At 71.0% G+C, this 17,961-nt stretch carries 18 protein-coding genes; 8 read left to right on the top strand and 10 right to left on the bottom strand.

What is annotated here, in order from left to right:
- Nucleotides 1–17: 17 nt before the first annotated feature.
- Complete coding sequence (locus ABT009_RS07205; protein ID WP_351290518.1) at nt 18–1,496, bottom strand: glycoside hydrolase family 3 N-terminal domain-containing protein; 1,479 nt, start codon at nt 1,494–1,496, stop codon at nt 18–20.
- 305 nt (nt 1,497–1,801) lie between these two features.
- Between ABT009_RS07205 and ABT009_RS07210 the strand changes: the two genes are divergently transcribed.
- From ABT009_RS07210 to ABT009_RS07220, 3 genes are read left to right on the top strand one after another with little or no spacing between them, the layout of a single operon-like run.
- The gene (locus ABT009_RS07210) at nt 1,802–3,478 is read left to right on the top strand and encodes an NAD(P)/FAD-dependent oxidoreductase (protein WP_351290520.1); all 1,677 of its coding nucleotides are present in this window, start codon (nt 1,802–1,804) and stop codon (nt 3,476–3,478) included.
- Nucleotides 3,475–4,938, top strand: coding sequence for an ATP-binding protein (locus ABT009_RS07215; RefSeq protein ID WP_351290522.1), 1,464 nt, complete (start codon nt 3,475–3,477; stop codon nt 4,936–4,938). Before ABT009_RS07210 ends, ABT009_RS07215 begins: the two co-directional genes overlap by 4 nt.
- The gene (locus ABT009_RS07220) at nt 4,935–5,285 is read left to right on the top strand and encodes a UBP-type zinc finger domain-containing protein (RefSeq protein WP_351290524.1); all 351 of its coding nucleotides are present in this window, start codon (nt 4,935–4,937) and stop codon (nt 5,283–5,285) included. The genes ABT009_RS07215 and ABT009_RS07220 overlap by 4 nt, the downstream gene beginning before the upstream one ends.
- Before the next feature lie 95 nt (nt 5,286–5,380).
- Here ABT009_RS07220 and ABT009_RS07225 read toward each other — a convergent pair whose 3' ends face one another.
- Together ABT009_RS07225 and ABT009_RS07230 are read right to left on the bottom strand one after the other, a co-directional pair.
- On the bottom strand, nt 5,381–6,346 hold the full coding sequence (locus tag ABT009_RS07225; protein ID WP_351290526.1) for a DUF6397 family protein: 966 nt from the start codon (nt 6,344–6,346) through the stop codon (nt 5,381–5,383).
- A gap of 149 nt (nt 6,347–6,495) precedes the next feature.
- Nucleotides 6,496–6,918, bottom strand: a complete 423-nt coding sequence (locus ABT009_RS07230) for a roadblock/LC7 domain-containing protein (RefSeq protein ID WP_351290528.1) — start codon at nt 6,916–6,918, stop codon at nt 6,496–6,498.
- A 100-nt stretch (nt 6,919–7,018) separates the two neighbouring features.
- Between ABT009_RS07230 and ABT009_RS07235 the strand changes: the two genes are divergently transcribed.
- Nucleotides 7,019–7,447 (top strand): PPOX class F420-dependent oxidoreductase, encoded by a 429-nt coding sequence (locus tag ABT009_RS07235; RefSeq protein WP_351290530.1) that lies wholly within the window; start codon nt 7,019–7,021, stop codon nt 7,445–7,447.
- A gap of 62 nt (nt 7,448–7,509) precedes the next feature.
- On the opposite strand, the gene ABT009_RS07240 is transcribed toward ABT009_RS07235, so the two are convergent.
- The 5 genes from ABT009_RS07240 to ABT009_RS07260 all read right to left on the bottom strand — a co-directional run bounded on the left by ABT009_RS07240 (nt 7,510) and on the right by ABT009_RS07260 (nt 12,403).
- A complete protein-coding gene (locus ABT009_RS07240; RefSeq protein WP_351290532.1) occupies nt 7,510–8,115 on the bottom strand; it encodes a GTP-binding protein in 606 nt (201 codons plus the stop codon).
- Complete coding sequence (locus ABT009_RS07245) at nt 8,096–8,506, bottom strand: DUF742 domain-containing protein (protein WP_351290534.1); 411 nt, start codon at nt 8,504–8,506, stop codon at nt 8,096–8,098. The genes ABT009_RS07240 and ABT009_RS07245 overlap by 20 nt, the downstream gene beginning before the upstream one ends.
- 18 nt (nt 8,507–8,524) lie before the next feature.
- Nucleotides 8,525–8,962 (bottom strand): roadblock/LC7 domain-containing protein, encoded by a 438-nt coding sequence (locus ABT009_RS07250; RefSeq protein ID WP_351290536.1) that lies wholly within the window; start codon nt 8,960–8,962, stop codon nt 8,525–8,527.
- Nucleotides 8,959–11,538, bottom strand: coding sequence for a sensor histidine kinase (locus ABT009_RS07255; RefSeq protein WP_351290538.1), 2,580 nt, complete (start codon nt 11,536–11,538; stop codon nt 8,959–8,961). Before ABT009_RS07255 ends, ABT009_RS07250 begins: the two co-directional genes overlap by 4 nt.
- A 91-nt stretch (nt 11,539–11,629) precedes the next feature.
- Nucleotides 11,630–12,403, bottom strand: coding sequence for an MHYT domain-containing protein (locus ABT009_RS07260; protein WP_351290540.1), 774 nt, complete (start codon nt 12,401–12,403; stop codon nt 11,630–11,632).
- Between the two features lie 151 nt (nt 12,404–12,554).
- Between ABT009_RS07260 and ABT009_RS07265 the strand changes: the two genes are divergently transcribed.
- The 4 genes from ABT009_RS07265 to ABT009_RS07280 all read left to right on the top strand — a co-directional run bounded on the left by ABT009_RS07265 (nt 12,555) and on the right by ABT009_RS07280 (nt 16,459).
- Complete coding sequence (locus tag ABT009_RS07265) at nt 12,555–13,154, top strand: class I SAM-dependent methyltransferase (protein WP_351290542.1); 600 nt, start codon at nt 12,555–12,557, stop codon at nt 13,152–13,154.
- Between the two features lie 155 nt (nt 13,155–13,309).
- Nucleotides 13,310–13,585: a hypothetical protein gene (locus ABT009_RS07270; RefSeq protein ID WP_351290544.1), complete on the top strand. Its 276-nt coding sequence runs from the start codon at nt 13,310–13,312 to the stop codon at nt 13,583–13,585.
- A 468-nt stretch (nt 13,586–14,053) separates the two neighbouring features.
- Nucleotides 14,054–14,911, top strand: a complete 858-nt coding sequence (locus ABT009_RS07275) for a hypothetical protein (RefSeq protein WP_351290546.1) — start codon at nt 14,054–14,056, stop codon at nt 14,909–14,911.
- A gap of 165 nt (nt 14,912–15,076) precedes the next feature.
- Nucleotides 15,077–16,459 (top strand): tannase/feruloyl esterase family alpha/beta hydrolase, encoded by a 1,383-nt coding sequence (locus tag ABT009_RS07280; RefSeq protein WP_351290548.1) that lies wholly within the window; start codon nt 15,077–15,079, stop codon nt 16,457–16,459.
- A 55-nt stretch (nt 16,460–16,514) separates the two neighbouring features.
- On the opposite strand, the gene ABT009_RS07285 is transcribed toward ABT009_RS07280, so the two are convergent.
- A complete protein-coding gene (locus tag ABT009_RS07285) occupies nt 16,515–16,697 on the bottom strand; it encodes a tail-anchor membrane protein (protein ID WP_351290550.1) in 183 nt (60 codons plus the stop codon).
- A gap of 127 nt (nt 16,698–16,824) precedes the next feature.
- The gene (locus ABT009_RS07290) at nt 16,825–17,883 is read right to left on the bottom strand and encodes an acyl-CoA desaturase (RefSeq protein ID WP_351290552.1); all 1,059 of its coding nucleotides are present in this window, start codon (nt 17,881–17,883) and stop codon (nt 16,825–16,827) included.
- Nucleotides 17,884–17,961 lie beyond the last annotated feature (78 nt).

A 17,961-nucleotide genomic window follows, 5' to 3' on the forward strand; every position in this document is an offset into this window, starting at 1 on the left:
GGGTGCCGGCGCGGCGTTCACGCTCCGGCCAGCACCTCCGCCACGGCCCGCAGGTTCACGCGGCCGCGTCCGTACGAGCAGAGGACGTCCCCCTCCTCCGGCATCCCGGTGGACACGCGTACCGCGTCCGGCCGTGCGGCCAGCAGGGCGTCCCGCACCGCCGCCTGCCAGGGGTGCAGCCCCGCGTCGTACGTGGCCACGACCAGGGGCACGCCCTCGGCACGGCGCAGGACGGCGGCGACGAGGCCCGCGGGGTCGGCCGGGTGCCCTTTGATCGCCGTACCGGTGGCTGTGGGGTCCACGGAACGCAGCTCGGTCAGCAGGTCCTCGCCGCCCCAGTTGAGCGCGGGGTGCGGCGGCGGGAACAGGTCGACGACATGGGCACCCCTCGCGGGCGCCGGCACGAGGCGGCTCCGTACGGCCCGGCGCGCCGCCTCCAGCCCGGCTCCGCCATCCCACCCGGGGACGTGGGCCGCCGGAGCCGCGTACCGCTCGGCCAGCCGCCGCACCCGCCCGGCGGCCTCGCGTACGCGCTCCTCCGACAACTCACCGCTGCCCAGCGCGTCGAGCACCGCGTCGCGGCAGGCGAGGGTGGTCCGAAGATCCGGCACGGCGACGATGACCTGGTCGGCGCCCGCGGCCAGTGCGAGCCGCGCGCCCGCGGCCTCGCCATAGCGGTCGGCGATCGCCTTCATCTCCAGGGCGTCGCTGACCAGGACGCCGTCGAAACCGAGTTCGTCACGGAGCAGGCCGCTCAGAATGCGGGGGCTCAGGGTGGCGGGGCGGTCGGGGTCCAGCGCCGGGAAGACGACGTGGGCGCTCATCAGCATGGGCACGCCCGCGGCGACAGCTGCCCGGAAGGGGGCGAGGTCGAGTTCGTCGTACGGCCGTGGGTCGACGGCCGTCTCGTGGTGGCTGTCGGTGGTGGTGCCGCCGTGGCCGGGGAAGTGCTTGGCGCAGGAGGCGATGCCGCGCGCCTCGGTGGCGGCGATCCAGGCGCGCAGGTGGCGAGAGACCAACTCTGGATCGGCGCCGAAGGAGCGGGTGCGCACGATCGGGTTGTCCGGATGATTCTGGAGGTCGGCGACAGGGGCGTAGGAGGCGGTGATGCCGAGCGAGGCCAGGTGTCCGGCCAGCGCGTCGGCGCAGCGGGCGGTGAGCCGGGGATCGTCGGCGACGCCGAGCGCCCAGGAGCCGGGGACGTCGGGCGCGCCCGCGCTCACCAGGTGGCCGATGCCGCCGCCCTCGTTGTCTATGCCCACCAGCAGATCGGGGCGGACCGCCCGCAGCGCATCGGTGAGTTGGCGAACCTGTTCCGCGTCGCGCACGTTGCGCGTGAACAGGATGACCCCACCCAGCCCGCGGTCGACGAGCCGCTTCAGGGTGTCGGGGACGGTCGTGGTGCCCTCGAAACCCGCGACCAGACAGCGGTGGGCGGCCTCGTCCAGGTCGGCGGGGAGACCGGGGCCGGCGGGCGCGTGGACGGAGTGGGTCACCCCGGAAATCCTCTGGCTCATTCATCCGAAAGTCAAGAACGAGATGGATTATTGATTCACCACACCGATGCGCGCGCAAGTGACCCTGCCCCGCGTCGCTGGCCGCCGCACAGTCCGCACGAAACACCCCAGAACACGAAACACCCAGAACACTCAGAGCAACCGTTCCGAGCCCTCACGGAGGTACGCCCTCGATTCGCGGCGAAGCGGGGCGATCGAACATAGGATGGACGTCACTCGTACGGACGCACACGGGCGCCGCGGCTGTCAGGCCGCGACGACGATCACCTCCGGGTGGGAGACGCATGGCACAGGCCTCCGACGCAAGCCGGACCATCATCCTGACCGTGGACGACGACCCTGGCGTGTCGCGCTCCGTGGCCCGTGACCTGCGGCGACGCTACGGCGAGACGTACCGCATCGTGCGCGCCGAGTCCGGGCAGTCGGCGCTCGACGCCCTTCGTGAGCTCAAGCTGCGGGGCGACCTCGTGGCCGTGATCCTGGCCGACTACCGCATGCCGCAGATGAACGGCATCGAGTTCCTGGAGCAGGCACTCGACGTGTACCCGGAAGCCCGCCGCGTGCTCCTGACCGCCTACGCGGACACCAACGCGGCCATCGACGCGATCAACGTCGTCGACCTCGATCACTACCTCCTCAAGCCCTGGGATCCGCCCGAGGAGAAGCTCTACCCCGTCCTGGACGATCTGCTGGAGACCTGGCGGCACACCGAACACCGGGCGGTACCCGTCACCAAGGTCGTCGGCCACCGCTGGTCGGCGCGTTCGTCGGAGCTGCGGGAGTTCCTGGCCCGCAACCAGGTGCCGTACCGCTGGTACTCGTCCGACGAGCCGGAGGGCCGACGGCTGCTCTCCGCCGCCGGCGCCGACGACCTGCAGCTTCCGCTCGTGATCACTCCGGACGGCACGCCGCTCACCACGCCCGATGAGCAGGACCTCGCCACGCGCGTGGGTCTCGCGACGACGCCGGCGGCCGACTTCTACGACCTCGTCATCATCGGCGGCGGGCCCGCCGGCCTGGGATCAGCCGTGTACGGCGCTTCGGAGGGCCTTCGCACCGTCCTCGTGGAGCGCTCGGCGACCGGCGGCCAGGCGGGCCAGAGCTCCCGGATCGAGAACTACCTCGGCTTCCCGGACGGAGTGTCCGGGGCGCAGCTCACGGACCGGGCCCGGCGCCAGGCGGCGAAGTTCGGCGCGGAGATCCTGACGGCGCGCCAGGTCACCGGGCTGGAGATCAACGGCGCGGCGCGCACCGTACGGTTCTCGGACGGCTCCGCGATCGCCGCGCACTCCGTGATCCTCGCGACGGGTGTGACGTACCGGCAGCTGGACGCGCCCGGCGTGGCCGACCTGACCGGCTGCGGTGTCTTCTACGGCTCGTCGCTGACCGAGGCGCCCGCATGCCAGGGCCACGACGTGTACATCGTCGGCGGCGCGAACTCCGCCGGGCAGGCCGCGATGTATCTGGCCCGCGGCGCCAAATCGGTCACCATCCTGGTACGCGGGTCCTCCCTGTCCGCTTCGATGTCGCACTACCTGATCCAGCAGGTCGTGGACGCGCCCACGATCTCGGTGCGCACCACCACGGTCGTCGAGGCCGCCCACGGCTCGGACCATCTGGAGCAGCTCACCCTGCGCGACACTACGACCGGGCACACCGAACTCGTCGACGCCCAGTGGCTGTTCGTGTTCATCGGTGCGGCCCCGCTGACGGACTGGCTGGGCGGCACGGTGCTCAGGGACTCCCGCGGCTTCATTCTGACCGGCCCCGATCTGACCCCCGACGGGCATCCCCCGGCGGACTGGGAGCTGGACCGGCCGCCGTACCACCTGGAGACGAACGTCCCCGGCGTGTTCGTGGCGGGCGACGCACGCGCCGAGTCCGCCAAGCGCGTCGCTTCCGCCGTCGGAGAGGGAGCCATGGCCGTCATGCTGGTGCACCGGTATCTGGAGCAGTCGTGAACGGGCAGCCGCTGTCGTGCAGCCCGGAGGAACTCGGCTCCCTGTTCCTGTTCGAGAAACTGGCTCCCGATCAGCTCGCGCGGCTGTGCCGGGAAGGCCGCGTGGAGCGGTTCGAACCCGGGCCCGTATACACCGAAGGCGACCCGGCCACCTGCTTCTACGTACTGCTCCAAGGCACGGTCGTCCTCTCGCGCCGTGTCCAGTCCTACGACGTGGAGACCGGCCGAACCTCCACCCGCGGCGTGTACTCCGGAGCCTTCCAGGCATACCTCGGCGACCGGGTGCCGCAGCTCTACAACAGCTCCATGCGCGTCACCGAGCCCTCGAGGTTCTTCGTGCTGCCCGCGGACACGTTCGCCGCCATCATGCGCGAATGGTTCCCGATGGCCGTACACCTGCTGGAAGGGCTCTTCTTCGGCACCAAGAACTCCCAGGAGGCCATCGGCCAGCGAGAACGGCTCCTCGCTCTCGGCTCGCTCTCCGCCGGCCTGACCCATGAGCTGAACAACCCCGCCGCCGCGGCGGTGCGGGCCACGTCGGCGCTGCGGGAGCGGGTCGCCCACATGCGTCAGAAGCTCCGCGCCATCACCGCGGGTCCGTATCAGCGCGCCAGCCTGGAAACGCTCATCGAGGTCCAGGAACGCACCGCCGAGCGGGTCGCCAAGACCAGCACCCTCAGCCCGCTTGAAGCCTCCGACCGGGAGGACGCCATCGCCGACTGGCTGGACGACCAAGGCATCGCGGGCGGATGGGAGCTCGCCCCGACGTTCGTCCAGGGCGGCCTCGACACCGACTGGCTGGACCAGGTCGCGGCAGCCGTGGACGAGGGCACTCTCGAAGGCGCCGTACGGTGGCTGAACTACACCGTCGAGACCGAACTCCTCATGAACGAGATCGAGGACTCGACCACCCGCGTCTCCAATCTCGTCAACGCGGCCAAGCAGTACTCGCAGCTCGACCGGGCGCCCTACCAGGTCGCCAACGTGCACGAACTCCTCGACAGCACCCTGCTGATGCTCTCCGGGAAGATCGGCCCCCACATCACCGTCATCAAGAACTACGACTGCAGCCTGCCGAAGATTCCGGCCTACCCCGGCGAGCTCAACCAGGTGTGGACGAACCTCATCGACAACGCGGTCTCTGCGATGAACAGCACAGGCATCGACGCCCAAGGGACCCTGACGGTCCGCACCGCACTCGAAGGGGACCATGTCCTGGTCGAGTTCGGCGACACGGGCCCCGGCGTGCCCGAGGAGATCCGCGCCCGCATCTTCGACCCGTTCTTCACCACCAAGCCGGTGGGCGAGGGCACCGGGCTCGGCCTGGATATCTCCTGGCGCATCGTCGTCAACAAGCACAACGGAGACCTCCGGGTCCACTCTGTCCCTGGAGACACCCGCTTCCAGGTCCGCCTGCCCCTGACCGCCGCAGGCGCCGACGCCCCACAGGAGCCGTCATGAGCACCACATACGGAATCGACCCCTTCGCCCCGCCGAGCGGCACCGGATGCGTCGAGTGCGACGCCGCCGGTGGATGGTGGTTCCATCTGCGACGCTGCGCGCAGTGCGGCCACATCGGCTGCTGCGACTCCTCTCCGTCGAAGCATGCGACCGCCCATGCGCGGGCCACCGGGCACCCGGTGATCCGCAGCTTCGAACCGGGCGAAGGCTGGTTCTGGAACTACGAGACCTCCGAGATGTACGAGTCGGGACCGGAGTTGGCTCCGCCCGAGAATCATCCTGCCGATCAGCCCGCACCCGGCCCCGCGGGGCGGGTACCGGCGAACTGGGCCGAGAGTCTGGACTAGCAGCCGACGCCTGCCGACCGTGCCGCGGGTGCCAACGGTGCCGAGGGTGCCCGACGAGCACGGTCGGACGGCGCCTACGAGCACGGGGCCGCAGATCAGGTGCCTGCGGCGTGTTTCCGGCGCATCCACCTGAGCAGGCCTCTCGACTGCTTGGCATCGGGCAGGCCGCCGAGCGCTTCGCATGCCGGGCTCGCCCCGTGCTGCGGCGACCGCGGAACGGGGATGCCTCCTCCTGATGTCGGGCGTGGTGCAGGCCGGTCCTCCCGGGCTTCGGCGAGGGCGAGTGACAGGTTCGCACGCACCCACAGGATCTCGTCCGGGTCGTCCGCCGTCATGGTCCGCTCGGTCAGCTGCGCCGCCGGCGAATCGGGCGCGCCGTGACCCGGCGCCCGGGGCCGCAGTCGGTTCAGATAGGAGCATTCATAGGGATCCGGGACGAGCTCGGCGACCTGGACCGGGTCGAGCAGCGAGGCCACGATCGCGGCGCGCTCCCATGTGTCCTCCGTGCCGCGCAGGTGGAATCCGGTGTGGCGGCCGCGCCAGTTCCGGGCGCGCAAGTCCACGCCTTCCGCGAGCTGGTCCCGCAGCGCGGTGGCGACCCGGCCGCTGAGCAACGGCGCGTTGGCGGGGTCCTCGGCGAACTGCTGTAAATCCTGCGCGAGATACAGCCACACCACCGCCCTGTACCGGTTCAGATAAAACTTCACGGGCACGACCAGCCCGAGGCGGGCCAGCTTCGTGAACCTGGTCGAGCTGATGCCCATCAGCTCGGCGCCCTCGGTCGTGCCCACGACTCTGATCTGCTGCCGCACCGAGTCGGGGAACCCTTCGGCGGCGCGCACGCGCTCGATCTCCTCGACGGCGACGCGGCGCCGCCCACCGGCTTCGTCCGGCACGGTGCGGATGCGTCCCAGCAGCACCGCCAGCTCGAACTCGCTCCGCCTCAGTCCGAGTTCGCGGGCCGCGCGACTCTGCGTCAGCGACGGGCGGTCACTGTGCGCCCGGGCACTGTGCGGATGGGCCGGTGCGGACGCGGCCGTCGTCAGCATGTTGCCTGCCATGTCGGTTCTCCCCCGTGAGAAGTGACGTGAGTAGTACCTGGTGACCACTCCCGGGAAAAACCGTAGCCCGACCCCAGCCCTCTCCGCCGAGCCTGTGGATAACTCCGACGGCAAGCGCGTATGCCCAGGTCAGAGAGCGTGTGCCCAGGTCAGAGTTCGTCGACTTCGTTGACTGGGGAGCTTGCCCGGTGCCGGGTGTCCACGGCGAGGTGCTCTCCGACGCGGTTGACGAGCAGCGCCATCTCGTAGGCGACCTGGCCGATGTCGGCCTCCGCGGATGTCAGCACGCACAGGCAGCTGCCGTCGCCGGCCGCCGTGACGAAGAGCACCGCCTCATCGAACTCGATCATCGTCTGGCGTACGCCTCCAGCGCCGAAGTGGCGGCCCGATCCCTTGGCCAGACTGTGCAACCCCGATGAGACGGCCGCCAGATGCTCGGCGTCCTCGCGCCTGAGCCCGGTGCTCGCACCCGTGACGAGCCCGTCGGTGGAGAGCACAAGCACATGGTGTACCGAGTCGACCCGATTCGTCAGGTCGTCCAGTAGCCAACCGAGTTCCCCGTTCCGCGCCATGATTCCGTTCTCCCCGTTTCCGATGCGGTCGCCTCCGGTCCGGAGGATCCGAGCCGCCAGCCTTCCCCACCGCCGGCATCCGGGCAAGCAGGATGGGGGCATGGCACAGAGGATGACCGACGATGAATGGCGGGCCTTCGTCTCGCACGGCACCCGCACCGGCAAGCTTTCGACCGTCCGCGCCGACGGCGGTCCGCACGTGACACCGGTCTGGTTCGTGCTGGACGGAGGCGATCTCGTGTTCAACACGGGACGGGAGACGGTGAAGGGACGCAACCTGGCACGCGACGGAAGGGTGGCGCTGTGCGTGGACGACGACCGTCCGCCGTACGCCTTCGTCGTACTGCGCGGGCACGCGGAGCTGTCCGAGGACCTCGACGAGGTGCGCCGCTGGGCGACGCGGATCGGCGCACGCTACATGGGTGAGGACAAGGCCGAGGAGTTCGGGGCCCGCAACGGCGTGCCGGGCGAGCTCCTGGTGCGGGTGAGGATCGATCAGGTCGTCGCCGAGTCCGGGGTCGCGGACTGACCCGTCCCGACGGCCGGATCAATCCCTCACATCACGGTCAGCCACAGCATGGTCAGCCGTCGTCACCCGACCGAGTCGAGCAGCCGGGCGGTATGCATCCGCCCGGCGTACTCGACGAGCCGGATCAGCACCTCCTTTCCGGAGTCGCGGTCACGGGCGTCGCACAGCACAACCGGCGTGCCCCGGTCGAGGTCGAGGGCACGTGACACGTCCTTGGCACCGTAGGTGCGCGCGCCCGGGAAGCAGTTCACGGCCACCACGAACGGGATGCGCCGGTGCTCGAAGTAGTCCACGGCGGGGAAGCAGTCCTCGAGCCGCCGGGTGTCCGCCAGTACGACGGCGCCGAGCGAGCCCTGCGACAACTCGTCCCACAGGAACCAGAAGCGGTCCTGGCCCGGTGTGCCGAATAGGTAGAGCGACAGGCCCGACCTGATGGTGATGCGGCCGAAGTCCATGGCGACGGTCGTCGTGGTCTTCTGATCCACGCCATCGGTGTCGTCGACCGACTGGCCGGCCTCGCTCAGCTGTTCCTCCGTACGCAGCGGCCGGATCTCGCTGACCGCGCCGACCAGGGTGGTCTTGCCCACTCCGAAGCCGCCCGCGACCAGGATCTTCAACGCCATCGGGGCCGTCGTCCCGCCCGCGGTCTCAGAGCGCTCGGAGCCCATTGATTACCTCCCTGAGGATCTTTTCGTCGGGGAGCTGGGCAGGCGGCACCGGTCGGCTGACCGTGATGCAGCCCAGCTCCAGGAGGTCGCCGAGCAGCACCCTGACCACGCCCACGGGCAGATCGGCACCGGCGGCCAGTTCCGCGACCGACTGGGTGTCGATGCGGCACAGTTCGATCAGCGCACGGTGCTCCGGCCCGAGAGCCGTTTCGTCGTAGCGCGGCGCGTTCTCGTCGAGCGTGATGAGCGCGATGAGGTCGAAGTACGCCCCGGCCGGGCCCGGCCGGGTCCGGCCGCCCGTCATCGCGTAGGGGCGGACGAGGGGGCCCGCGTCGTTGTCGTACCACCGGTTGCCGGGCTGCTGGGGGGCGCCCGGCCTGTCTTGGTTCATGTGCGTCGCCGCTCTCGGTCATCCGCCGGCCGGCGGGCGCGCGTGCACGCGCGCGGGGGTGTGCAGATGTTCGCCGACCCGCTTCACCAGCCGCGCCATCTCGTACGCCACGAGGCCGATGTCGGCCGTTGCGGCGGTGAGGACGGCGAGGCAGGAGCCGCTGCCCGCGGCGGCGACGAACAGGAATCCCTCGTCTAGCTCGACCATGGTCTGGCGTACTCCGCCGATGCCGAACTGGCGGCCCGCGCCCTTGGCGAGGCTGTGGAAGCCCGAGGCCACGGCGGCCAGATGCTCGGCGTCCTCACGGGTGAGGGCGGTCGACGCGCCGACGGCGAGACCGTCGTTCGACAGCACCACGGCGTGCCGGACTTCGGTGACGCGGAGGACCATGTCGTCCAGCAGCCAGTCCAGTTCGCCGGAACGCTGGGTGGTCCCGGTGCTCGGGTCCTGGATCATGCGTGGTCTCCTTCGCTGCTGTCTGCGCCCGGCCCGGAGGCGGGTCTGCGGGGAGCGGAGCCGGTGCCGGGCGGCCGGCCGCCGCCGCGCGCCCAGCCGTCGCGGTACGCCGCCATGCGCTGACGGACCTGCTCCGGAGTGCGCTCGTGGTTGTCCTGGGGGCTCGTGTTCGGTGCCGGTTCCGCTGCCCGGTCCTCGCGCAGCTGGGGCGCGAGGCTCGCCTGGCGGATACGGCGAGGCAGCCCCTCCGACCCGTCCGTGTCGGAGTCGTCCCCGGAGGGCTGCCGGTGAAGACGGAGGGTGGCGACGCCCGGTGGCGGCGCCGGCTCCGAGGAGGTGTCGGACGTCTCGCGGACGGCCTGCACGGGTGCGACGAGGGCGGGGCGGGGTACCGCCTCGGCCGGGACGGAGGCGTGTTCGCCGTGCTGGCGGCCCGGTTCCTGCACGCGCGCGTAGTGCCGCTCCTCGCCCGCCCCTGTGTCCATCGTGCGGGTTGTGGGCTGTTCGGCGGCGCCGGTGTGCAGCAGGGCGGTGGGCAGCAGGACGACCGCGGTGGTGCCTCCGTACGGGGAGGTCCTCAGGTGCACTTTGATGCTGTGGCGGGCGGAGAGCCTGCTGACCACGAAGAGTCCGAGGCGGTCGCTGTCGAACAGGTCGAGTGCCTCGGACTGCGCGATGCGCCGGTTGGCCTCGCCGAGGGTGTCCTTGCCCATGCCGAGTCCGCGGTCCTCGATCTCCAGGGCGTAGCCGTTGCCGACGGGCTCGCCGTTGATCCGCACCTTGGTGTGGGGTGGCGAGAACTGGGCGGCGTTCTCCACGAGTTCGGCCAGGAGGTGGGTCACGTCGGCGACCGCGGAACCCATCACGGAGGCCTCGGGGAGGTGTCGTACCTCCACGCGCGCGTAGTCCTCGATTTCGGAGACCGCCGCGCGCACGACGTTCGTCAGGGAGACGGGCATGCGCCAGGCGCGGCCCGGCGCTGATCCCGACAGGATGATCAGGCTCTCCGCATGCCGCCGCATACGGGTGGTCAGGTGGTCCAGGCGGAACAGGTCGCCCAGCTCGTTCGGGTCCTCGGCCCTGCGCTCCATGCTGTCGAGGAGGTTGAGCTGGCGATGGACGAGGACCTGGCTTCGGCGGGCGAGGTTGACGAAGACTCCGGAGATGCCGCTCGCAAGCTCTGCGCGCTCGATGGCGGCGCGCAGAGCGGCCCGGTGGACGGTGCCGAGGGCTTCGGAGACCTGGCCGACCTCGTCCTCTGCGGGCGGCCCCGGCGGCGCCTCGGCGCGGATGTCGATCTCCTCGCCGGAGCGCAACCGCCGCATGGCGTTCGGGAGTTTGCGGCGGGCAATCTCCAGGGCGCTGTTGCGCAGGCTCACGAGCTCGACGACGAGGCCGCGGCCGATGCGTACGGAGATCACGAGGGAGGCGGCGACCGCGGCGAGGCCCAGAAGGACGGCGGCGCCTGCCGACGTCAGGACGCCTCGGGTGAACGGGTCGGCCCGGTCCGCGGCCCTGCGTGCCGCATCCGACTGGATGGTGCGGAGCTCGTCCAGCACGGTGGCGTGCGCCGAGTCCCACGAACCCGCAGGGGCGGCCGCCATCGCCTTGCGGCCGGCGGGCGCGAGAAGCACCTTGTCCTCGACGGCGGTCATCGCGGCGTAGGCGTTGCCGTCCGCGAGGTCGCGCCAGGCGGCGCGGTCGGGTCCGCGCAGGTCGGCGGCCGCCGAGTCGGTCAGGGTCCGCCGCGTGTCGACGGCCCCGGTCAACAGGCGCAGCCGTTCACCGTCGAGGGAACCAGTGAGACGCGCGCTGGACAGCAGCGCGTCCTCGCGTGCCAGCATCTCGCCGGCCTGTGAGAACTCGAGCAGCACGCGCGCGTCGGAGCCAAGTTCGGCGTCCTGGATCCCGGTCAGGGAGCCGCCGACGCCGAAGGCGTTGGAGATGGTCTTGGTGTACTGCTCGTACGCCGAGTCCCAGCCCGTCCGGCGCTCCAGCACCGCGGTGCGCAGGGTGCGCAGGCTCGCGACGCCGTCGACGAAGGTGCCGAGACGTTCCGCCACACCGGTGGGGAGGTCGGCGCCGTCGGCGACGGTGTGGTCGTCGTCGAGCCGCAGCCCGGCCACCGCGCGGTCGGTCAGGTCGGCCAGTTTCCTGAGCTCGTCCTCGCGTCCGGTGGCGGGCCGGGTCGCGTACCGCACGGCAGCGGATCGTTCCGCCTGGAGGGCGGCGACCGCGTCGGCGACCGGGGCACGGACCTCGCTGTCGACGCGCTGCAACTGACGCAGTCGCGCGACGTCCTGGGCAGTGCTGACAGTGGCGAACGCCCACAGGGCCAGCAGGGACACGACCGGCACCATGAGCAGGCAGACGATCTTCGCCCGTACGGTGCGCGGGCGCATCCGCCATCGTCCCGCGCGCGCGGGAGACCAGGGGGCATTCGATGATGCCGTGTCGTCCGCGTCCCGGCCGGGATGCTCGACGGCGGGTGGTCCGGCGTGGGCGCGGCGGCCGCGCGCAGGGGGCGCGGAACGGGGTGGTGCGCCGGTCGTCTGGTTCCTTCGGGGTGTGCGCATGGCCTCCTCGCTCGGATGGGTTCGGGGGCGTGCCTGCCGGGCCGTCGGGGGCCGGGCGTGCCTGCCGGGCCGTTGTCGGCCCGGACCGCCGCTATCGGGCGACGCTCTCGACCGGCCGCTGGGCCGATGCGGAGGCCTCGCGCTCCCCCGCGGTGGGGGACAGCGCGACGAACGCCGAGGTCAGGAACAGATAGGAACCGAGGCCCACGGCGAGGGGGAAGACGAACTGCATGACCGTGGCCCCGGGCAGCGCCGCGGTGGAGGGGGCGACCTGCACGCTCACGGCCATCATTCCGGTGTAGTGCATGCTGCTCACCGCCCCGCCCATGACGAGGGAGGCGACGGCGACCGCGATGGGCGACTTGATGTTGAGCCCCGCCCAGAGGGCCGCGGTCGCCGCGACCACGGCGATCACGACGGAGAGCCCGACGAGCAGCGGGTCGTAGTCCACATCGCCGTGCAGCCGCAGGGCCGCCATGCCGAGGTAGTGCATGCTCGCGACGCCGAGTCCCGTCGTCAGGCCGCCCAGTGCGAGCGCCCGGCCGCGGTCGCGGCTGTAGCCGACGGCGAAGACGCCGGCGCCGACGACGGCCATCGCGACGATCAGACTGAGGATGGTAAGCGGCACGTTGTAGCGGATCTCCGTGCCGCTGACGCTGAAGCCGAGCATCGCCACGAAGTGCATCGTCCAGATTCCTGTGCCGATGGCGGAAGCCGCGGTGATGAGCCAGTTGCGGCGGGAGCGTCCGGTGGCGGCGAGCGCGCGGACGGTGCAGCGCAGGCCGAGCGCGGCGCCGATGCACGCCATCACGTATGACAGCACGGGGGTAAGCCAGCCGAAGGCGGCGTGGTCCAGGTGTCCCATGGCCCAGGGACGCTAGTCCCGGGCGGGTCGCACAAAAGGCGCACATTTCGAAAGGTGCTGGAATATGACAGAGAGATGCACCTGAACGATCGCGTCACGCTCGAACATGTTGCATGGTCTGCGTGTGCACGACGTGGAGGATCATGGGTGCATGACCGACGACCACACACGCGTTCAGGAATTCTTCGCGGCCCGCGCAGCCGACTGGGACGCGCGCTTCCCCGACGACGGTCCGGCCTTTCGAGCCGCTGTCGGCGAACTCGGACTGCGCCCGGGCGACCGTGTCCTCGACGCGGGATGCGGCACGGGGCGCGCGCTGCCCGCGCTCCGGGACGCCGTGGGGCCCTCCGGGCTGGTGCTCGGCGCCGACCTGACCCCGGCGATGCTGGAGGCCGCCGCGCGGGCCAGCCGGGACCGTGCCGGGCTTCTTCTGCTCGCCGACGTCGCACGACTGCCCGTGAGGACGGAGTCGCTCGACGCGGTTTTCGCGGCCGGTCTGATCGCTCATCTACCGGAACCGGCCGAGAATCTGCGGGAGTTGGCACGGGTGGTGCGCCCGGGCGGCCTGCTCGCGCTGTTCCACCCCATAGGCCGGGCGGCGCTGGCCGCGCGGCAGGGCCGCCGGATCACGCCGGACGACCTGCGGGCCGAGGACAATCTCGGCCCGCTGCTGGAGAGTTCGGGCTGGCGCATGACGTCGTACGTCGACGAGGACGCCCGGTTCCTGGCGCTGGCCGTGCGCGGGGCGTGAGTTCACGAGGAAAGACTCCGCAGCTCACCCACTCTGCAGTGGGTGGCCGCCCGGATCGCCGCCCCGGCCCTCTTCTGCCGCCCGCGTTCGGACTCTACGTTGAGGGGCACAGGTGAGCGGTTTGGTGTGGCGGTCAGACACGGGGAAGTGACCACATGATTGACAAGCTCCGCAAGCTCTTTCACGCTCCGGCGGCGGAATCCGGGCGGAAACGAACACACAACGTCTTCGAGGCGGCGGCCGCCTACGTCTCGGCGTGCGCCGAGGACGACCAGGACCAGATGGACGAGGCGGCTTCCTGGGTGTCACCGGAGGCGCTGTCCTTCGGTGTCAGAGAGCTCGCGTGCCGCGCGGTCATCGCGCTCGCCCGGGAGCGCGACGAGTCCCCTCAGGCCGTCGCTCGTACGCTCCTCGGCCTGCCCGTCGCCTGACGTCGGTGTGCGTGGGGTCCGCGCACACCAGAGCGGCGCGCACGGAGATGCCCGTATCGGCCGCGTGGGCCAGCCGTTCGCGGACCTCGCGCACGGTGCGCGGACGGTAGCCGGGGCCGCAGCCGCAGCAGGACTGGTGGAAGCGGACACCTGCCATGAGGGCCACGGTCAGGGCTCGCCATGCGGCGGTGTCCCGGCGCTTGGGCACAGCGAGTGCCGTGCCCGCGTTCAGCAACTGATCACCGCACCGCGGGCAGATGTCGACTCGCACGCGCGCGTGGTCGGGCGCCTTCTTGTGGGAAACGCGGCACGGCAGGCAGACGAAGTGCGTACGGGATCCGGACATGTCGCTGATCGTAAGGGCCGACCTGCGAGGACCACGATCGAATTCCTGTCCATAGGCCCTCGACGAGCTCGTCGGCGAATGGTTAGGGTGCGCCGACGAAGGAAGCTTATGGGGAGGCTGGGATGGCCGGGACGGAAGAGGCCGTCGCCACTGCCGGAGACGACGCGCTCTATGTACTGACCGCGGTGCTGCTCACGCCCGCTCAGTTCCCGAGCGTGCTGGGCGACGACTATCCGGAGGCGTGTGAGGCGCTGGGCCTCGCACCGCTCGCCGACGGCTACGGCCTGGTGCTCGGTCAGGACAGCGCGGGCGCGCGCTGGACGGTGGTCGTCGACGACGTGTCACTGGTGGCCGTCGCGATCGCGTCCTGGGACTGCGGCATGGAGTACGACCTGTCGCCCGACGAGCGCACGGTGGTGGCCGCGCTGCCGGGCTGGCCCCTCGCGGTGGCCGTCGCCGCGCCCGGCGTGCCCGCTCCGCACGATCCCGAGCCGGACCCCGAACTGACCGACCGGCCGCCGCTGTCGCCGCCCGACACCAGCACCTGGGGCCCGGCCCAACGGCGGCTGGGAGCCGACGAGATCGCGCTCCAGTGGGCGGCGTGGCGGGAGCAGATCGACGACGCCGACTTCGCCGCCTCCAGCGCGCCGGACAGCGACGGCGAGGAGGAGCCGGCCGCGGCAACCGGCCAGGAGGACGGCGGACACAAGCCGCACAGCGGCATCCGGCGGGTCCTTGCGGAGGCGCGTTCCTACTTGGACGCTCCCCCGCCCCTGGGACGCGTGCGTTCCTCCTTCGCGTCCGGCGAGGCGCGCACGCTGCGTGCCGACGGCCCGGGCTGGTCGATGGTCGCCCGGACCGACGACATCGCGTTCGTACTGCTCGACGACGAGCCCGGCGAGGTGCTTCCGGTCGGCCGCGGACCTGAGCTTCCCGGACTCCTCGAGGCGCTCGACAAGATGGCGGTACGTCCCTCCTGAGGCACACCGGGCGTACGACAGAAAGACGCGTCCACACCGGGGATGCGTGTCCCACACATAACGCCGCTCGCCCATATGGCCCCAACCCATAGCTGCCCTCCGGCGACGACAGCACGATGAGGCCGCCCACCCGCCGCTTCGTTCCGCCGTGTCACGGAGGCTCTCATGCGTGTGTCCAGAGGTGTTCCGCTGCTCGCCGCAGCTCTGCTGGCGGTCGTCGCCACAGGCCCGGCCGCGGCGGAGTCCGCGTCCGGCGACCTGGCCGACGCCGACGGTGCTCACTGCGCCCGGCAGGAACACGTCCGGGTCCCCGGCGCCGCGCACCAGCGGCTCGCCTGTCTGCCGGACCTGACGACGGCGGCCCTCGCCGGAACGCCGTATACGGACACGGCAGACCAGGCCGGGCTCACCGCGGCGGGCACCCGCAGTCCGTCGGGGGTGCCGGGTGTGCAGATCGACGGGTACTTCCCGGACACCTCGCACTTCAACGCCACGCACGGCTGGCAGCACGACGCGCAGTTCGTGATCCGCCTTCCCGACCACTGGAACGGAGGTCTCGTGGTGACGGGGGCTCCCGGCACCCGCAAGCAGTACGCGACCGACAAGGCCATCTCCGACCATGTGCTGGCCCTGGGTTACGCATACGCGGCCACCGACAAGGGCAACAGCGGTCCCGACTTCTACCGTGACGGCAGGCGCCCCGGCGACGCGGTCGCCGAATGGAACACGCGCACCACCCAGCTCACGCGCGCCGCTCAGGAGGCGGTGGCGAAGCGCTACGGTCAGACGCCACGGCGCACCTACATGACCGGCATCTCCAACGGCGGCTATCTGACGCGCTGGCAGCTCGAGAACCATCCGGAGCTGTACGACGGCGGTGTCGACTGGGAGGGCGCGCTCTGGACAGCTGGAGGCCCGAATCTGCTGACTTCTCTGCCCTCGGCGGTGGCCCGAAGCCTGGGGAAGGCCCGGGACGAGGATCTGTACGCCGTGGGCTTCGCGCGCGGTTCCGAGTTCCTGTGGCCGTACCACGAGAAGGCGTACTGGGGGGTGACGCAGAAGATCTACCGCGCCGAGTTCGATCCGGCGTACGACCATGCATGCCCGGGCGCCTCGGCGGGTTCGACACCGGAGCAGATCCTGGCTCCGTGTGCCTCGGACGCGGCGTACGACTACGCGTCGCGCCCCGCGTCCGTCCACCGTGCCGTCGCACGCGTCGCGCTGACCGGCCACATCGGCAAGCCGCTGATCACGCTGCACGGCGATCTCGACGCGCTGCTGCCGAAGGCCGCCGACTCAGATGTGTACGACCGGATGATCGGCGGCAGGGGCCGTGACGGTCTGCACCGCTACTACACCGTCGAAGGCGGCACGCACATCGACGGCCTGTACGACACGTATCCGGACCGGCTGCGGCCCATCCTGCCGTGCTACCGGGCAGCCTTCGGCGCGCTCACCGCGTGGGTCGAGGACGGGGCCGTGCCGCCCGCGGACCGTACCATCGGCCGGCCTGCGAGCGGCGACGTCGTCAGCTCCTGCGAGATCTAGGGGCGTCGGCCGCTGGGTGCCCGCCCCAAGGGGCATCGGCCGCTGGGCGCCTGTCTCAGCGGCCGAGCTCCTTGCGCGTGACACGGCGCAGCCTGCGCCGCTGGGAGGGGTCGAGGGCCAGATACGCCGCCGCCGGCACCCCGAGCACGATCAGGAGGGCGGCCCACCAGGGCAGCCAGATCCACAGGATGAGCCCGGCCGCCACACCTCCTGCGGCGATCTTCGCGTTCTTGGACATGCGTCGCCTCCTTCGCGGCTGCTGCCGCTCTCTGCCTTGAAAACGGCCTGGTGGCCCCGGCGGTTCCAGTTCACCACCCTGAAACGACCCTGACGTGCACCCTTACTCGACCCTGAGGTGCACACTCCTACTCGACCCTGAGGGGCTCCCCCACCTCGTACATGTGGCGCATGGCCTGGCGGTAGGAGTCGACCAGCCCGGTCTCGGTATAGGGGATGCCGAGGTCACGGCAGTGGGCTCGCACCAGGGGCTGGGCGAGCCGCAGGTGGGGGCGGGGCATGCTGGGGAAGAGGTGGTGCTCGATCTGGTAGTTGAGCCCGCCCAGGAACCAGTCGGTCACCGGGCCTCCGCGGATGTTGCGCGAGGTGAGCACCTGCCGGCGCAGGTGCCCCCAGCGCTCTTCCGCGTCCGGGTCCGGCATGTCCATGCCTTTGTGGTTGGGTGCGAAGGCCAGGCCGAGGTGCAGCCCGAACAGGGCCTGGTGCAGTGCCGCGAAGGCGACGGCCTTGCCCGGGGACATGGTGGTGAGTAGCAGAGTCGCGTAGCCGACGACATGCGCCAGGAGGAAGAGTGCCTCAACGGCTCGCTCGCGCGGCGGTTGCCGGCGCAGGTCCCGGAAGCCGTAGACCTTCAGGGCCACGCCTTCCAGAAGCGTCAGCGGAAAGAACAGCCAGGCCTGGTTGCGCGTCAGCCAGCGGCGGAAACCGGTCCGCAGCCTGGCCTGCCCGCTGGTGAAGACCAGGACGTCGGCGGCCACGTCCGGATCCTTGTCGATGTGGTTGGGGTTGGCGTGGTGCCGGTTGTGCTTGTCGTTCCACCAGGCGTAGCTCATCCCCAGGAGCAGATTGCCGTGGACGAGGCCGATGGCGCGGCTCAGGGAGCGGTTGGCGGTGATCTGGGCATGGCCGGCGTCGTGACCGATGAACGCCGTGCGTGCCGACAGTACGGCGAGCAGCGGCGCCAGGAGCAGAGTCCACCAGGAGTTGCCCAGCAGGACGACGCCGGTGACCGCGGCACCCAGTGCGAGCGTGTTGACGGCGATGCCCAGCATGTACCAGCCGGTGCGGCGGTCGAGCAGCCCCTGACCCCTGACCGTGCGCAGAAGGGGCGCAAACTCACTTCCGGTGGGCGATTTCCCGGCAGCGCCCGGGAAGCGCTCCGCAGTGGCTGCGGCAGCCTGGATCATGGCAGGTCTCCGGTCTCTCGCTGGTCATCTGACCTCAAGAAACGTACGGATCCGTGACCTGCCGCGACCATGGAGCCA

The sequence above is a fragment of the Streptomyces sp. NPDC002896 genome (genome assembly GCF_040295225.1).
Taxonomy (GTDB): Bacteria; Actinomycetota; Actinomycetes; order Streptomycetales; family Streptomycetaceae; genus Streptomyces.

Bases quoted from the DNA above. Each gene is read 5' to 3' on its own strand.
- ABT009_RS07225 (WP_351290526.1), bottom strand. From the start codon at position 6,346: ATGGCAGGCAACATGCTGACGACGGCCGCGTCCGCACCGGCCCATCCG.
- ABT009_RS07260 (WP_351290540.1), bottom strand. From the start codon at position 12,403: ATGGGACACCTGGACCACGCCGCCTTCGGCTGGCTTACCCCCGTGCTG.
- ABT009_RS07285 (WP_351290550.1), bottom strand. From the start codon at position 16,697: ATGTCCAAGAACGCGAAGATCGCCGCAGGAGGTGTGGCGGCCGGGCTC.
- ABT009_RS07265 (WP_351290542.1), top strand. From the start codon at position 12,555: ATGACCGACGACCACACACGCGTTCAGGAATTCTTCGCGGCCCGCGCA.
- ABT009_RS07255 (WP_351290538.1), bottom strand. From the start codon at position 11,538: ATGCGCACACCCCGAAGGAACCAGACGACCGGCGCACCACCCCGTTCC.
- ABT009_RS07270 (WP_351290544.1), top strand. From the start codon at position 13,310: ATGATTGACAAGCTCCGCAAGCTCTTTCACGCTCCGGCGGCGGAATCC.
- ABT009_RS07220 (WP_351290524.1), top strand. From the start codon at position 4,935: ATGAGCACCACATACGGAATCGACCCCTTCGCCCCGCCGAGCGGCACC.
- ABT009_RS07235 (WP_351290530.1), top strand. From the start codon at position 7,019: ATGGCACAGAGGATGACCGACGATGAATGGCGGGCCTTCGTCTCGCAC.
- ABT009_RS07250 (WP_351290536.1), bottom strand. From the start codon at position 8,962: ATGATCCAGGACCCGAGCACCGGGACCACCCAGCGTTCCGGCGAACTG.
- ABT009_RS07275 (WP_351290546.1), top strand. From the start codon at position 14,054: ATGGCCGGGACGGAAGAGGCCGTCGCCACTGCCGGAGACGACGCGCTC.
- ABT009_RS07230 (WP_351290528.1), bottom strand. From the start codon at position 6,918: ATGGCGCGGAACGGGGAACTCGGTTGGCTACTGGACGACCTGACGAAT.
- ABT009_RS07280 (WP_351290548.1), top strand. From the start codon at position 15,077: ATGCGTGTGTCCAGAGGTGTTCCGCTGCTCGCCGCAGCTCTGCTGGCG.
- ABT009_RS07210 (WP_351290520.1), top strand. From the start codon at position 1,802: ATGGCACAGGCCTCCGACGCAAGCCGGACCATCATCCTGACCGTGGAC.
- ABT009_RS07240 (WP_351290532.1), bottom strand. From the start codon at position 8,115: ATGGGCTCCGAGCGCTCTGAGACCGCGGGCGGGACGACGGCCCCGATG.
- ABT009_RS07290 (WP_351290552.1), bottom strand. From the start codon at position 17,883: ATGATCCAGGCTGCCGCAGCCACTGCGGAGCGCTTCCCGGGCGCTGCC.
- ABT009_RS07245 (WP_351290534.1), bottom strand. From the start codon at position 8,506: ATGAACCAAGACAGGCCGGGCGCCCCCCAGCAGCCCGGCAACCGGTGG.